Consider the following 15,182-nt stretch of genomic DNA (forward strand, 5'->3'; position numbering starts at 1 on the left):
TACTGCGGGAGCTCACCGACGCCGGGGGGACCGACCATGTCGACCATTCAAAAGCAAGCCCGAGCCCTTGGAGACCCGACCCGCCACGGAATCTTCATGCTGATCGCCGAGGCCGACCACGCCGTCGGCGTCAGCGAACTCACCGGGCACTTCGGCCTCAACCACAACGCCATCCGCCAACACCTTGCCCACCTGGTGGCAGCGGGCCTGGTGATCGAACGCAAAGGCCGTTCGGCCGGGCGGGGCCGACCGCCGCACGAGTATCTCATCGATCCGTCGGCGCAGAACCGGTGGGGGGTCGTCGGCTCCTACGAGCAGATCAGTCGACTCCTCGCCGAGGTCATCACCTCCGGCCTGGCGCCCGAGGAGGTTGGGCGACGCTCAGCGCAGCACCTGCGGGCACCGGACACCTCGGTCGACCCGATTGCCGATCTGAGCATCGCCATGGCCCGTCAGGGTTTCCAGCCGGAGGTCCGCGAGGTTCCCGGTGGTGCCGACGTCGTGTTGCACTCCTGCCCCTTCGCATCCACGGCGAGCGTTGCTCGAGAGGTGGTCTGTTCGATGCATCTCGGGATCGCAGAGGGGCTCATCGATGGGACCGACCTGCGGGTGGAGGAACTCGTCGCTTGCGATCCCGACAGCGCGAACTGCGTTCTGCGGGTCCGCTACGACGCGTCGACCGAACCGGAGCTTCGCCGCGGGAAGTTGACCCTCGCAGGGGACACGGCTCCGGACGAACCCGGATGAACCCTGAGCAACGCGCGCGGGAGCAGCGGCGGCCATACGGCGGGTGGTTATCCGTGACGGATCCACGCCAGCGCGATGCCGACCGGAGTGGACAACAGGACGGACCAAACCAGCAATCGGTACGCCAAACGCTGGCGCTGGAGTTCCGGCGGTGAGACGGAGACGCCCCGGAGGAACAGCAGCAGCGCCGCCGCCACGCTGAGCGAACCGACCGTCGTGAGCACCGGCGATTTCGTCAGGCTTCCCGCAATCGTCAACGCAGCGCCGAGGTTCCACGTGGTCAACTCGCTGCGCACGAGGTCGGGTTCGGGGAGGCTCGTCGCGATCCACCCCTGGCCGATGCCCAGGCCCAACTGCGCCACGCCGCCGACGAGCACCAGAAATGCGGCGAGCCATGACCCCATCGCAAATCCGGTCGGCCGCGTAACCGCCGCCACGAGGCCGCCGGCCACGATGCAGATGGCCCCGATCCAGGAGAACGCGCGAATCGCCGGCCAACGTTGCCCCAGACGAACCGCTGTGTGCGCGTCAGGGGTTGAAAGGGCGGTGTTGTCGATCGTCACCGGTAGGTGACCGGCATCTTCTTGATGCCGTTGAGCCAACCGGCGCGCAGCCGTCGCTGAGGGCCGGCCGACGCGATGTCGGGGAGGTGATCCGCGATCGCGTTGAAGATGAGATCGATCTCGAGCTTCGCAAGGTGCGATCCGGGGCAGTAGTGCACGCCGCCACCGCCGAATCCGACGTGCGGGTTCGGGTTGCGGCTGATGTCGAAACGGTTCGGATCGTCGAAGACCTCTTCGTCGTAGTTCGCCGAACCGTACAGCAGGCCAACCCGCTGACCGCCGGTGATCAACTGCCCACCGATCTCGACGTCTTCGAGCGCTGTGCGCTGGAAGATCTGCACGGGGGTACCCCACCGTACGATCTCATCGGCCGTGGTCGTCGGACGCTCCCGCTTGTACAACTCCCACTGGTCGGGGTTGTCGAAGAACCCCTGCATGCCGTGGCTGATGGCGTTGCGGGTCGTCTCGTTGCCGGCGACCGCAAGGATGAGGATGAAGAACCCGAACTCCTCGGTGCTGAGCACCTCATCGTCGGCGGCAGCCACCAGCCGCGACACGATGTCGCCGCGCGGGTTGGCCTTTCGGTCTTCGCCCATGACCGTCGCGTACCCGAGGATCTCCGCAGCGGCGACGGCCGGATCGACGTCGTAGTCGGGGTCGTCATAGGCCATCATCTGGTTGGACCAGTCGAAGATCTTCTTGCGGTCCTCCTGCGGAAAGCCGACCAGTTCGGCGATGGCTTGCAGCGGAAGCTCGCACGCGATGTCCGCGACAAAATCGCCCGACCCCTTCTCTTTGGCGTCGAGGATGATCTTTTCGGCCCACCGGCCGAGCAGGTCGTGGAGCTTGTCCACCGACCGCGGCGAAAAGATGCCCCGGGACACGACGCCGCGGACGCGGGCATGGCGTGGATCGTCCATGTTCAGCATCATGTGCTTTTGGACCTCGCGCTCCTGGTAGCCCACGGTCTTGCCGTCGAAGCGAGGAATTGCCGTGTTCTCCTCGCTCGACCAGCCGGTGCGGGCACACGACACGGCCTTCACGTCTGCGAGGCGCGACAGGATCCAGAGCCCACCGTCGTCGAAGCTGCTCTCCGCCGCGGTCTGTGCGTTCCAGAACACCGGCGCCGTGCGTCTGAGCCAGGCGTATTCCTCCAGCGGCACCCCGGTTGCGAAGATGTCGGGGTTCGTCAGGTCGTAACCGGCGGGTACAGGTACAGGCATTTGCGCGCCTCCCTCGTCGTCCTGTGGACAGCGCCTGTCTATCAAGCGGTCTGCCCCGTCACAACCGGTCGTTCGTCACCTCGATGTAGTGGCACGATGTGGAGGCTCTCACCTGTGCCCGGCGCATCCATCGCCCAGCGACCCCGGGCAGAGCCGACCACGAAGGGAACCTCGATGTTCGATTTGAATGCCTCGCTCGAATCCGGCCCCGGTTACGACAACGCCGAGGACACCTTCGGCAACGACCGGGCGCACGTGTTTCATTCGTGGTCGGCACAAAAGCTCATCAATCCGTTGCCCGTCGCTCGGGCAGAGGGTTCGTGGATCTACGACTACAAGGGCAACAGATACCTCGACTTCTCAAGTCAGCTGATGAACGTGAATCTTGGCCATCAGCACCCGAAGCTGGTCGCAGCGATCCAAGAGGCGGCCGGGCGTCTGTGCACCATCGCCCCGTTTCATGCCAATGCGGAGCGCTCGGAGGCTGCCCGCCTCATCGCCGAGGTCGCCCCCGACGGATTGGAGATGGTGTTCTTCACCTCCGGTGGTGCGGAGGCGAACGAAAATGCTATCCGGATGGCTCGGCTCCACACCGGTCGCCACAAGGTGCTGGCGGCGCACCGGAGCTATCACGGGGCAACCCACGGGGCGATCACCCTCACCGGCGATCCTCGTCGCTGGCCGTCGGAACCGGCGATCTCCGGGGTGGTGCGGTACTGGGGGCCGTATCCGTACCGATCCTCGTTCCACTCCCAGAGCCCGGAACAGGAGACCGAGCGTGCGCTCGCTCACCTGGAGGAACTCATCATGTTCGAGGGGCGCGACAACGTCGCGGCGATCATCCTCGAATCGGTCGTCGGCACCAACGGCATTCTGGTCCCGCCCCCCGGCTACCTCGCGGGAGTGCGTGAGATCTGTGATCGCTACGGCATCGTCATGATCGCGGATGAGGTGATGGCCGGGTTCGGGCGATGCGGCGAATGGTTCGCCGTGCAGCACTGGGACGTCACCCCCGACCTCATCTGCTTCGCCAAGGGGGTCAACTCGGGATATGTGCCACTCGGCGGTGTCGTGATCTCCGAGGCGATCGCGGTCACCTTCGCCGAGCGTGCCTATCCCGGAGGACTGACCTACAGCGGGCATCCGCTGGCGGCAGCGGCGGCGGTCGCCTCGATCAACATCTTCCGGGACGAGGACATCTTGGGACAGGCGCGTCGGCTCGGAAGCGAGGTGATCGGGCCGGAACTCGCGTCGATGTCTGAGCGGCATCGGTCGATCGGCGAGGTGCGCGGCCTCGGGGTGTTCTGGGCGATCGAGCTCGTGCGCGATCGCGAGACCCGCGAGATGCTCGTGCCCTACAACGCGTCGGGTGCCGATGCGAAGCCGATGGCCGAGATGGTGGCGGCGATCCGAGAGCAGGGAGTGTGGGCATTCACCCACTTCAACCGCATCCACATCACGCCGCCGTGCAACACCTCACCCGAGGATGTCCGCACCGGGCTCGCGGCGATCGACAAGGCGTTGGAGATCGCCGACGCGTTCGTGGCGTAGGGCGAACTCCGGCGTTTGACTCAGCGCTGGCGCGGCGAGCGCTGGTGGCGCCTTCAGTCGTGTCCCCCAGCCGATATCGAGGTTCTGGGCGCGCTACTTCTTGAACGCTGGCGGGTCGGATGTGACCCGCTAGCGCGCCCAGAACCTGCGGCCACTCTCCATGTGGATGGGTGCTGACTCGACTACGAGAGTGGGGATAGCCCCCGATCGAATTCGGGAGGTCGCCGGATCGAGTTGGCACCCATCTCGGCGTACGTTGACAGTCGTGAACAGCGCCTCGCCCACCGCCCCGGCTCCGGTGACCTCGAATCACCCGGATGCCTCGCAACCCGGTGCCATCGGTCGGGCGTCTCTGGTCGTTCGTCCGCTGCTCGCCCCGTTCGCACCCAGCACCTGGGTGGCATTCGCCTACCTCGCCGTCGATGCCATGTGGTCGTTGGTGACGACATCGGTGATGGTCGCGCTCGTGACCGCAACGGTCGCCACCGTGTTCTTCCCGCCGGCCGCCATCGCCCTCGCCGCGTTCGCGTTCGCCTTCTCGAACGGGTTGGCACGCGTGACCCGCTGGATCGCGGCGACGGCGCTCAACGAATCTCTGCCGAGCCCACATCCTCCCCGCGCAGCGGTGCATCCTCCCGCCACCATGACTCCCGCCACCATGACTCCTGGGACGGGGGGCGATGCCGCGCCATCGCCACCGTCGACCCTGCGTCAAGCCACAGACCGCGGCGTCGCCTACCTCAAACAAACGGGGACGTGGAAGGAGTTGATCTTCCACCTCCTTCATGCGCCGGTTTCGTGGCTGTTCTTCACGATCGCCGTCGCCGTGTGGGCCGTTGGCATTGCGCTCGTCCTCGTGCCTCTCTACACGCCACGGTCGCCTGGTGGAGCTGGAAACCTCTTGTTCGTGTCGCTCGACGGCGCTGTCGAATACACCGTCGCAGCCGGAGTTGGCCTCGCGCTCGTCCTGATCGCGCCCTGGCTCACTAGGGGCCTGTCGACGGTGCTGCTGTCGTTGACTCGCCAGATCATCAGCACCGACCTCATCGAACTCGAATTGCGAGAGCGCGTTGACACGCTCGAAACCACCCGCGCCGGAGCGCTTCATGCAGCAGAGGTTGAGCGGCGCCGGATCGAACGCGACCTTCACGACGGTGCCCAACAGCGACTGGTAGCGCTCGCGATGACGTTGGGGCTCGCCCGCCAAAAGGTTGACGGTGATCGCGAGGAACTCCGATCGCTGCTCGATGAGGCCCATGGCGAAGCGAAGGCAGCGCTCACCGAACTGCGCGACCTAGCGCGAGGCCTGCACCCGCCGGTGCTCACCGACCGGGGTCTCGCCGCCGCGGTTGGGGGGCTCGCCGCTCGAAGTCCGGTACCCGTCGCCGTCGATGTTCAGCTCGACGTGCGGCCACCTCGGGCGATCGAGAGCACCGCCTACTTTGTGATCTCGGAGTCGCTCACGAACGTCGCCCGACACAGCGGTGCGACCCGTTCGTCGGTGCGCGTGTTCGAGGTGCGCCCTCCAGGCTCAGGGAAGGACCACCTCGTTGTTGAGGTCGCCGACGATGGTCACGGTGGCGCCGGCGACCCGACTGCTGGCGCCCCGAGCATCGGCGAACCAGCAGCTCGCGGGCTGGAGCCGACGCAGCGTTCTGGCTTGCTTGGGTTGCGCGAACGGGTCGAGGCGGTCGACGGTCTGCTCACGGTTTCAAGTCCCCCCGGCGGTCCGACGGTGCTACGGGCCGTGTTGCCCGTCCCACCGCCGTCGCCGCCGACTCCACCGCCACCGATCGAGCCGTCGTCATCCCCGCTCGAATCTGCTCGCCGAATCACCGAAGGGCCGTCGTCATGAGAATCGTCATCGTCGAAGACTCCGTTCTCCTCCGCGACGGTATCGCCCGGTTGTTGCAGGACGCAGGCGACGAAGTCGTGGCGACGGCGGGTGATGCCGAGTCCGGACTCGCTGCGGTCGAGGCCTATCGCCCCGACATCGTCGTCATGGATGTGCGCATGCCCCCAACCCACACCGACGAGGGTCTTCGGGCTGCTATCGCGATCCGCGCCCGGCACCCGGAGATAGCGGTGCTCGTGCTGAGCCAGTGGGTTGAGGAGCGCTACGCGACCGAACTGTTGGCGGGGAGCACCGTCGGGGTCGGATATCTGTTGAAGGACCGTGTCGCTGACGTCGCCGAGTTCGTCGACGCCGTGCGGCGGGTCGGCACCGGCGGGACCGCCCTCGACCCCGAGGTCGTGGCGCAGTTGCTGTCGACGAGCCGTCACCGTAACCCGCTCGACTCGCTCACGCAGCGGGAGGCCGAGGTCCTCGCGCTCATGGCCGAGGGATGTTCCAATCGTGCGGTGGCCGCGGCGATGGTCGTGTCGGAGGGTGCGGTGGAAAAGCACGTGTCCAACATCTTCGCCAAGCTCTCGCTCGCACCGGCCGACACCGATCATCGCCGCGTTCTAGCGGTTTTGCGGTACTTGGAGGTGACCTCATGACGAGTTCGCACAAGCTCGCGCGTCCGGCGCTGCTTCTGGTCGGCGCGGTGCTGTCGTTCGGCAGTGTGGGCACAGCATCGTTCGCCATCGCGACGGGATTGGTCGCCAGCACCACAGATTCGACCGCCCGCTACGACGCGACGGCCATTGATCGCATCGTCGTGCACAACGCCGGTCGGGTGAGGGTCACGGGCGTGCCCGACGCGATCGAGTCCGCCGAGGCGTCCGGATCAGCGGAGTCCGCCGACGGGCCGGAGTTCCCGGCCGCCTCCGCGCCCGACGGCAACTCCGTTGCGCCCGACGAGATCACGGTTCGGCGCACGCTTTACCAGTCTTTTTCTGAACCGACGATCGACGACCACGTCGAGGGAACCACCTTGTATCTCGAGTCGCGTTGTTCAGGGCTGGCCGGTCGGATCTGTTTCGGTGACGTCGAGATCGTCGCCCCTGAACGGGTTGCTGTCGACATCGGCGGGAACGACGTACAGGTTCGCAACACTTCCGGCTCGGTCACGATCACGGTTCGAGCCGGAGGCGCATCGTTGTCGAACGTTTCCGGCCCGCTCGAGCTCGACATCTTCGGCGGCGGGGTGCAGGCAACCGGCGTCCGAAGCGAGCAGGTCTCTGCAACCCTCGTCGCCGGAGCGCTCGACATGGCCTTTGACGCGTCGCCGCTCAGCGTCGACGCCGCTGTCACTGGCGGCAGTATCAATCTCGCGGTCCCGTCCGATGCCACGTCCTATCGCATCGACTCGTCCGGCTCGACAACGGTGCTGGTACCGGTCGATCCTGCGAGCCGGCATCGACTCAACCTCTCAGCACGCGGCGGCAACATCCGGGTCGCCAACCGGTGACAGCACAGATTCTCGCCAGCTGAGACCTCGGTTCGGGCCTCCCCGGGCGCCGACTTCAGTCATAGACCATCAAGGAGCATCATGAACACCTCAGCCTTGCGCGCCCCGATTTCGGAGGTTGCGGCCACCGACACGGCGCTTCGAGCAGACATCCTCTCCAAGCGCTACGGCGACGGCCCCGGAGCTCTCGACGCGCTCTCCAACGTTTCGCTCAGCGTCGCATCGGGCTCCTTCGTGGCAATCATGGGCCCGTCGGGATCAGGTAAATCGACGCTGATGCACTGCCTTGCGGGGCTTGACACCCCCACGTCGGGCATGATTGAGATCGCCGGCATCGACATTTCCGGGCTTGACGAGCGCCGGTTGACCGAGTTGCGCCGTGACCGCATCGGGTTCATCTTCCAGGCGTTCAACCTGGTCGCGACGCTCACCGCCGCGGAAAACATCCGGCTGCCTTCGATGCTCGCGCGCACCCGGCTCGACGAGAGCTGGTACCACGAGGTCGTACGGCGCGTCGGGTTGGAAGGGCGCCTCGGCCACCGTCCCAGCGAACTGTCGGGCGGCCAGCAACAACGCGTCGCGGTAGCGCGCAGCCTCGTCGGCCGACCCGAGGTGATCTTCGCAGATGAACCCACCGGCAACCTCGACTCCGGCAGCGGCGACGAGGTGCTGCGCCTGTTGCGCAGCGCAGTCGATGAGGTTGGCCAGACCATCGTCATGGTGACCCACGATCCCGGGGCAGCGGCGTACGCCGACCGCGTGGTGTTTCTTGCGGACGGCAACGTCGTCGACGAACTCGAGGCGCCGAGCGCTTCGGCGGTACTCGATCGAATGAAGCGGTTCGGCGACTGATCCTCGACGGCCCGCCACAGCTTCACCTCCACGAACCAGGGACCAGGACCAACAATGCTCATCATCATCCGGCGCAATCTGACCGCACATCCCCGCCGCTATGTCGCCACCGTCGGCGCGGTGGCGGTCGGAATCGCCTTTCTGTTCGCCGTACTTGTCGAGGTCGCGACCTTCTCGCGCAGCTTCGACGACACCATGCGATCCTCGGTCGCCGGGATCGACGCGAGCATTCGCTCGGCGAATTCGATCTCAACCAACGAGGAGACCTACCGCGGCCACGTCCCGGCGGATCTGGCCGAGATCGCCCGTGCCGTCGACGGGGTTCGCATCGCCGAGCCTGCGTACAGCCGACCCGCGATGATCGTCGGATCCGATGGCGACACGATCGGCGGAAGCGGTCCGCCACAACTCGGGTTTGAATGGCGAGACGACCCCGATCTCAACCCCTTTCGGATCGCCGAGGGGCGCGCACCGCAGGGCCTCGACGAGGTCGTGATCGACCGGGCGTCGGCCAGGCAGGGCGACCTGTCGGTCGGCGACACGGTCGAGGTGCTGGTCCCCAAGCGGCTCCGGCTTCGCCTTGTCGGAATTGCAACGTACGGCACCGCCGAATCGGCCGGGCCCATGACCGCAACGCTGCTTTCTCCCGATGCCGCAGCGGAGTACCTCGCCGATCCGGGTACCGCCGCGTCGATCTCCGTCGTCGCGCTCGATGGAATCAGCCAATCTGAACTCGTGGAACGCCTTCGCACCGCGCTTGACGAGAGCGCTGCGGCCGGATCGCTGGAAGTGGTGACAGGGCAAGAGTTGCAGGATGAGGCGGCGAAGGTGAGCGAGACCTTCTCGACGATCGTCTCTGCGGTCTTGTTGACCTTCGCGTCCATCGCGCTCGTCGTCGCGGCGTTCGGGATCTACAACACCTTCGCCATCCTCGTCGCTCAACGGACCCGCGAGTCGGCGCTGCTTCGTGCCCTGGGAGCGTCCCGACGCCAACTGTCCGGTTGGACGCTCGGAGAGTCGTTCGCGGTCGGGGTGCTCGGCTCCGCTGTCGGTCTGGGATTCGGCCTACTCCTCGCCAGGATGCTGAGTTGGCTCATCGGCCGCGTCGGCTTCTTCTCGCTCGGCGACCATCTCGTCGTTTCGGCATCGTCGGTGATCATCGGTGCCGGTGTCGGTATCGTCTCGACGGTCATCGCCGCCATCGCACCAGCGCGTCGCGGCTCACGTATCGCACCGGTCGAGGCCATGCGGAGCGCGGCGATCGACGGCGGCAGTGTGGGGCGCCGGCGGACGATCCTCGGCGCAGCGTTGATGGCCGCGGGAGTCGGGCTCGCCGTTCAGGCTGCGCTCAGCGCCAATTCGGGTGCATCGACGCGGGCCGGCGTCGGGGCCGCGATCACGCTGCTGTCGGTCGTGGTCATCGGTCCGGCCCTGGCCCCGGCCGTGGTGAGGGTCATCGGTGCGCCCATCGCCCGCACGCGGGGCACCGCCGGATTGCTCGCCCAACGCAACGCCGTTCGTCACCCGCGCCGCACCGCATCAACCGTCACAGCGCTCGTTATCGGCGTCGCCGTCGTCACGCTGTTCGCCGTCGTCGCAGCGTCGCTGAACCGGGCGGTGACCCGGAGTGTCGACGAACAGATGGCCGGTGATGTGATCGTGCAACCGACGAGCTTCAGCGGGTCGGGACTCGACGATGCGCTTGTGGATGAGGTCGCCTCGAGTGATGGGGTCGACTCCTCGCTGCCCTTGTCGTTCATGCCGGTAACTGTCGGAGGCGAGACGGCCTTTGTCACGGCAACCGACATGGCTGCCGGTGCGGCGATGTTCGACCTTGGCGTGATCGACGGGTCGGTGGCGGGAGCCACCGGCGACGTCATCGCTGTGTCGGCCACGTGGGCGTCGGATCACGACGTCGCTGTCGGAGATGCGCTGCCAACCCGGTTTCTCGACGGAGTCGAGTTGCAGTTGCGCGTCGTGGCGCTCTACGACAACACGGCGTTCGCCGGGGACTATGTCATGCCAGCTGACACCGCCGGATCGCACTCGCCCGGCGTTTCGACATCGCTGGTGGTCTTGCGAGCCAGCGAAGGCGTCTCGGCGATCGAACTCGACCGCCGCATCGACATGCTCATCAGCGACGCTCCCGGCGTCGAGTCCCTCGACCGTGAGGACTACGCCGAGACGATCGGGCGACGAATCGACACGATGTTGGCGTTGGTGTACGGGTTGCTCGCGCTCTCAATTGGCATCGCCCTGCTGGGAATCGCCACCACGATCTCGCTGGCGACCATGGAACGGGTTCGAGAGATCGGCCTGATGCGGGCGCTCGGGCAGACCCGCCGCCAGGTCCGAACGACGGTGCGACTCGAGGCGATCATGATCGCTACGTTCGGCACCATCATCGGCTTGGCCGTCGGGATGTTCGCTGCGTGGGCTGTGCTCACGTCATCATCAGACGAACTCCTTCGCACCGTGTCGTTCCCCGTCTCGAGGTTGGTGATGATCCTGTTCCTGGGGGCTCTCGCCGGAATCGCCGCGGCGCGCCGGCCGGCTCGGCGGGTCGCACGCTTGGACGTCCTCGAGGCGATCGCCGCGCCGTGAGCGTGAGGAGCTGATTCAGACGAGGACATCCTGGGTGCGGAGCGTCGGCTTGGTTGCGAGGTGATCGGGCCGGAGCTCGCGTCGACGCCTGAGCGGCATCGGTCGATCGGCGAGGTGCGCGGCCTCGGGGTGTTCTGGGCGATCGAGCTCGTGCGCGATCGCGAGACCCGCGAGGTGTTCGTGCCCTACAACGCGTCGGGTGCCGACGCGTTCGTGGCGTAGGGCGAACTCCGGCGCGACGCGGCTATGCCTGTTCGCAGGCGATGCCGTCGTTGTCGCGATCGAGATGGCTGTTGAACTTGTAGTAGGTCTCCTCCACCTGAAAATCGGTGATTGGATTCGACCCGCTGGTTGAGTCGATGGCGCCGGGCAACCCAACTCCGTGGGGGAACTGAACGCGAAGCGCGTCGCAGTTTGGGAACTTCTCGCATCCGGTAGTGGTGAGTGCGAGCGCCATGGCGGCGAGGAGACAAAGGGTTCGCTTCATGTGGCTCAGGGTAAGGGTGTCTGCTGAGAATCCTCTGGGGCTCCTGGCCCATTTCCGACGGTGCCAAGACCGGTGTCGTTGTGCATGCCGGCAGTCGGCGTACAGCGACGAGTGAGATCAGCGTCGTCGGCGACGGCATCGCCGATAGGGTCGCGATCACAATCGACATTCGTCGTAGGGGGAGGATCTCGACGTGACCGACTTGGTGGTTTCCGTTCACCGCGCCAACAGCGCTGGCCGACCTCGCGGTACGAAAGCGGCGCGTCGTTTCGTCGAGGCGCTGTTGGCCGCGACCGCGCTCGTGGCCGTCACGGCCACGACCGTCGTTCCCGCCGGTGCATCGGCGCTCGACGACTCCGCCGAGGTGGAGGTTCAAGAGCCGTTCCTGTGCACCACCGAGTACAACGATCTCGGCCAGCCGAACGTCGACAATCAGGACCGGAGGGGAACCCCGGTGTACCCGGAGTCCGAGCCCGACACGCCGGATCGTTCCCAGGAGCCGCTCGGCTGGTCGAAAGACTGCCAGGCCGACACCCGTATCGAGTACCGCTATCGCAACACCGACGGTGAGGTGGTGCCGCTCAATGTTGGTGACGGTGTGGACGCGACGTTGCCCGCCGACGTCGCGTACCTCGCCGTCAGCGACCTTGTCGGTGCGGACGACATGGACCTCGGCGGGGACACCCGCATCCCGTATCTCTACCGCTACGAACGAGGAACACTGCCCGACACCCGCTTCATCTACAGCGTGGCGATGCTCGTGCCATTTTCGGAGGTCGTCTCCGGAGCCCCTGACGACAGTCATTGGAACGGCCGACTCGTCTACAGCTTCGGCGGAGGGGTCGGCATCGGCCATAGCCAGGGCTCCCTGTCGGGCGGCGACTCGCAACTCGATGAGGCGCTGCGCCTCGGCCACGCGGTGGTGTATTCGAGCGGCACCCGCACCTCGGTGCATTACAACCTGTTGCGAGGTGCGGAGGTCGCAAAGGAACTGAAGGCCCGTTTCATCGATCAACACGGCGAGCCGCTCTACACCGTCGGTATCGGAGGGTCCGGTGGCGGGATTCAGCAGTACGTCTACGCACAGAACGTTCCGGATCTGCTCGACGCGCTCATCCCGCAGTACGCCTATCCCGACATGACCACCCAGACGATCAATGTCGGTGACTGCGAGTTGTTGGAGTACTACATGGACGTCACCGCGGCCGACGATCCGATGTGGAAGGACTGGGACAACCGCAAGATCCTCCAGGGGCAAAACACCATCGAGGGGTTCAGCTCGGACTGGTCAGAAGCGACCGGTGACTCGGGCTCGAGCGAGTGCATCGAAGGCTGGCGAGGGGCCACACCGCTGGCGTTGAACCCGAACTTTGGACTGGCTGCCGACATGGATGACGCACTGATGCCGTTCGCCGGCGAGCTCTTGAGCCTCGCGGGGGCAGGCGACCCGGCGGTCCCGGAGGACTTCCCGGATATCGGAGCGATGTTGCGCACCTCCACCGACCGTTCCGAGTGGGTCGACTGGACCCATTGGGACGATGCGGTCGATGCGTACGGAACGGATCCGGCCACGGGGGAGGCGTTGGTGCCGTGGGACAACGTCGGGGTGCAGTACGGGCTGCGCGCGGTGGCGAACGGGCAGATCACTCCTGATCAGTTCCTCGATCTCAACGCTCGGATCGGGTCATGGAAGCCGGCTTCTGAGCAGGTCCCCGAGTCGTGCGGCATGGTCGCTCAGATGACCGGGGAGACCCTGGGTGCGTTCGCCGAGGCGGTAGGGATGTGCGAGGGCGATGAACTCGACCAGTACTCGTCGCGACAGATGAACCTCGAACTCGTCAACGGGGTGGCGCCCCGGCGCGAGGCGGACGTCGCCGCGATCACCAACGCGTTCGAGTCGGGTCTTGAGTTCGACGGAAAGCTCGGCCGTGACATCCCGATTCTCGACGTTCGCCACTATCTCGAGGACGAACTCGATATGCACAACGTCCATCAGTCTTTCGTCATCCGCGAGCGGATACGGCGGGCGATGGGTGCGGCCGACAACCACGTCGTGTGGTTCGCCGACGCCCGTCCCGGCGAGGACACTGAGGCAACCTCGGCGCTGCTCGATCGCGTGTACCGCGTGATGGACGAGTGGGTCTTGGCGCTTCACAACGACGCCGACGCCACGGCGGCGTCGTTGAAACCAGTCGAGGCGGTGGACGCGTGCTTCGCCACCGACGGCACCCCGATCGCGTCCGGCGACCACGTGTGGGACGGTGCGGTCGAACTTGTGCTGAGTGGCGAGGGAGCATGGACCTCCGCCGCGCCGCGCGAAGTCGATGGGGTGAAGGTCGGCGATTGTGCGTCTCAGTTCCCGATTCACTCGACGTCTCGCGTCGTCGCCGGCGGTCCGATCACCAACGATGTCTACAAGTGCCATCTCAAGCCGGTCGCGACGGCGGTGGCCGACGGCGACTACGGCTCCTGGACCCCTGACGAGTCCGAGATGCAGCGCCTCGAGGCGATCTTCGCGACGGGCGTGTGCGACTGGTCGAAGCGCTCGGTGGGTTACCCCGCCGACCTGGCCTCGGGCGGGGGAGCCGCCGACTCGGGCCCCGCCGAGCGTCCCTCGACCGACGACGACTCCGATTCGTTGCCGTGGATCTTCCTCGGCGCCGTCGGTGGGCTCATCGTGGTCGGACTCGCCCTGCGGCTCGTGGCCAGACGCGGTGACGGGTCGGAGGACCCGGACGTTGACATGATGGTTGATATGACGGCGGCGACCGAGACGAGTGAGTGATGTTTGAACAATCGGATGTGATCCGCACAGCGACCCGCCTGAACCCTGCTTGGTCCGATCCGGACGCGATCGTGTCGCTCATCCGCAGCGCGGGGCCACTGTCGCCGCTAGCGAACTACGCGGCCAACGATGCCGAAATGGCCACGCTGTCGACTCAGGAGAATTCCTTCACCCCACCGTGGTTCCGTCAGGACTTCGTTCGTGGCGGCGAGGTGCTCGTCGACGGGGCCGAGGTCATCTTCAATAATCCGAACTTCCTCGCCGCGGCCCGTGAACTCGCCGGTCCCGACGCGGTGCTGCGACCGACCGCGGTCTACGTGAACGTGATGGGTCCGACTCCGTTCGCGTTTCCTGCGCATCTCGACATCGCGGCGTTTCGCGGCATCACCCGCGCTCATTATCCGATCTGGCTGTTGAAGGTGATGATGTCATCAGGGCTGTTCGAGGAGTGGCGCACCACCATCTTCACGGCGGTGTCGTGGTTCTACGACGGCGAGGGAGGCGACTTCCATTTCTGGCCGGAAGGGCCGAGCGGAACCGTCGGTGTCGAGTCACCACCGTTCAGCAACGTCGGCGTCATCGCCGACAACGAAACCACCTTTCACGGGGTGGCGCCGCTTGGAGCACCCGGCGCGACGATGCCCGAGGGCCTGCATTCGGGATGCCACCTCGTTCGGGGCGACGGCGGTTGGGACATCGTCGACGGCGATCGGTTGGTCTCGCGCATCGATGATGCCGACGCACGAATCACGGTCTCGTGGAAGGCGGAGTGCTTCGCGGATGCGGAGGCGGCGCAGCGTGTCGACGATGGTGAGGACGCGCTCACGTTGGACATGGTCGTCGACCGGTTCCTCGACGACCTCGCAGCGCGCGGCATCGAGGCGGAGCGCCCCGCCGACCCATTCGGCGACGAGGCGTTCGTTGCGGTACTCGCCGCCGCCTACCCCGAGGTCGCCCCCGAACTCGTCGCCTGAACACCGGTCGAACTCCTGCGAAGCGCCACGGTGGTCGTGC

The 15,182-nt window shown here is 66.2% G+C and carries 13 protein-coding genes; 10 read left to right on the forward strand and 3 right to left on the reverse strand.

Translation table 11 applies throughout. The features are described 5' to 3' along the window. Positions 1 to 36 precede the first annotated feature (36 nt). Positions 37 to 747 (forward strand): ArsR family transcriptional regulator, encoded by a 711-nt coding sequence (locus M9952_05775; GenBank protein ID MCO5312432.1) that lies wholly within the window; start codon positions 37 to 39, stop codon positions 745 to 747. A gap of 47 nt (positions 748 to 794) precedes the next feature. On the opposite strand, the gene M9952_05780 is transcribed toward M9952_05775, so the two are convergent. Together M9952_05780 and M9952_05785 are read right to left on the reverse strand one after the other, a co-directional pair. Then, entirely contained in the window at positions 795 to 1,310 is a 516-nt protein-coding gene (locus tag M9952_05780; protein MCO5312433.1) for a hypothetical protein, read from the reverse strand. Next, a complete protein-coding gene (locus M9952_05785; protein ID MCO5312434.1) occupies positions 1,307 to 2,533 on the reverse strand; it encodes a cytochrome P450 in 1,227 nt (408 codons plus the stop codon). The genes M9952_05780 and M9952_05785 overlap by 4 nt, the downstream gene beginning before the upstream one ends. Positions 2,534 to 2,707: 174 nt before the next feature. Between M9952_05785 and M9952_05790 the strand changes: the two genes are divergently transcribed. From M9952_05790 to M9952_05820, 7 genes are all read left to right on the forward strand, one after another. After that, on the forward strand, positions 2,708 to 4,084 hold the full coding sequence (locus tag M9952_05790; protein ID MCO5312435.1) for an aspartate aminotransferase family protein: 1,377 nt from the start codon (positions 2,708 to 2,710) through the stop codon (positions 4,082 to 4,084). 265 nt (positions 4,085 to 4,349) lie between these two features. Continuing rightward, complete coding sequence (locus tag M9952_05795; GenBank protein ID MCO5312436.1) at positions 4,350 to 5,939, forward strand: histidine kinase; 1,590 nt, start codon at positions 4,350 to 4,352, stop codon at positions 5,937 to 5,939. Then, positions 5,936 to 6,586 carry a response regulator transcription factor gene (locus M9952_05800; protein MCO5312437.1) on the forward strand — a complete coding sequence of 217 codons (651 nt, stop codon included), beginning with the start codon at positions 5,936 to 5,938 and terminating at the stop codon, positions 6,584 to 6,586. Before M9952_05795 ends, M9952_05800 begins: the two co-directional genes overlap by 4 nt. After that, the gene (locus M9952_05805; protein ID MCO5312438.1) at positions 6,583 to 7,440 is read left to right on the forward strand and encodes a DUF4097 domain-containing protein; all 858 of its coding nucleotides are present in this window, start codon (positions 6,583 to 6,585) and stop codon (positions 7,438 to 7,440) included. The genes M9952_05800 and M9952_05805 overlap by 4 nt, the downstream gene beginning before the upstream one ends. Before the next feature lie 81 nt (positions 7,441 to 7,521). Next, on the forward strand, positions 7,522 to 8,292 hold the full coding sequence (locus M9952_05810) for an ABC transporter ATP-binding protein (protein ID MCO5312439.1): 771 nt from the start codon (positions 7,522 to 7,524) through the stop codon (positions 8,290 to 8,292). A gap of 54 nt (positions 8,293 to 8,346) precedes the next feature. Then, complete coding sequence (locus tag M9952_05815; GenBank protein MCO5312440.1) at positions 8,347 to 10,896, forward strand: FtsX-like permease family protein; 2,550 nt, start codon at positions 8,347 to 8,349, stop codon at positions 10,894 to 10,896. 60 nt (positions 10,897 to 10,956) lie between these two features. Next, positions 10,957 to 11,118 carry a hypothetical protein gene (locus M9952_05820; GenBank protein ID MCO5312441.1) on the forward strand — a complete coding sequence of 54 codons (162 nt, stop codon included), beginning with the start codon at positions 10,957 to 10,959 and terminating at the stop codon, positions 11,116 to 11,118. Positions 11,119 to 11,140: 22 nt separating this feature from the next. Here M9952_05820 and M9952_05825 read toward each other — a convergent pair whose 3' ends face one another. After that, positions 11,141 to 11,383 (reverse strand): excalibur calcium-binding domain-containing protein, encoded by a 243-nt coding sequence (locus M9952_05825; GenBank protein ID MCO5312442.1) that lies wholly within the window; start codon positions 11,381 to 11,383, stop codon positions 11,141 to 11,143. A 193-nt stretch (positions 11,384 to 11,576) separates the two neighbouring features. Between M9952_05825 and M9952_05830 the strand changes: the two genes are divergently transcribed. Further along, entirely contained in the window at positions 11,577 to 14,168 is a 2,592-nt protein-coding gene (locus M9952_05830) for a DUF6351 family protein (protein ID MCO5312443.1), read from the forward strand. Continuing rightward, positions 14,168 to 15,142, forward strand: coding sequence for a hypothetical protein (locus M9952_05835; GenBank protein ID MCO5312444.1), 975 nt, complete (start codon positions 14,168 to 14,170; stop codon positions 15,140 to 15,142). The genes M9952_05830 and M9952_05835 overlap by 1 nt, the downstream gene beginning before the upstream one ends. Positions 15,143 to 15,182: the final 40 nt, after the last annotated feature.

This window comes from Microthrixaceae bacterium (genome assembly GCA_023957975.1).
GTDB lineage: Bacteria > Actinomycetota > Acidimicrobiia > Acidimicrobiales > Microtrichaceae > JAMLGM01.

Bases quoted from the DNA above. Each gene is read 5' to 3' on its own strand.
- M9952_05775 (MCO5312432.1), top strand. From the start codon at position 37: ATGTCGACCATTCAAAAGCAAGCCCGAGCCCTTGGAGACCCGACCCGC.
- M9952_05785 (MCO5312434.1), bottom strand. From the start codon at position 2,533: ATGCCTGTACCTGTACCCGCCGGTTACGACCTGACGAACCCCGACATC.
- M9952_05790 (MCO5312435.1), top strand. From the start codon at position 2,708: ATGTTCGATTTGAATGCCTCGCTCGAATCCGGCCCCGGTTACGACAAC.
- M9952_05800 (MCO5312437.1), top strand. From the start codon at position 5,936: ATGAGAATCGTCATCGTCGAAGACTCCGTTCTCCTCCGCGACGGTATC.
- M9952_05805 (MCO5312438.1), top strand. From the start codon at position 6,583: ATGACGAGTTCGCACAAGCTCGCGCGTCCGGCGCTGCTTCTGGTCGGC.
- M9952_05810 (MCO5312439.1), top strand. From the start codon at position 7,522: ATGAACACCTCAGCCTTGCGCGCCCCGATTTCGGAGGTTGCGGCCACC.
- M9952_05815 (MCO5312440.1), top strand. From the start codon at position 8,347: ATGCTCATCATCATCCGGCGCAATCTGACCGCACATCCCCGCCGCTAT.
- M9952_05825 (MCO5312442.1), bottom strand. From the start codon at position 11,383: ATGAAGCGAACCCTTTGTCTCCTCGCCGCCATGGCGCTCGCACTCACC.
- M9952_05835 (MCO5312444.1), top strand. From the start codon at position 14,168: ATGTTTGAACAATCGGATGTGATCCGCACAGCGACCCGCCTGAACCCT.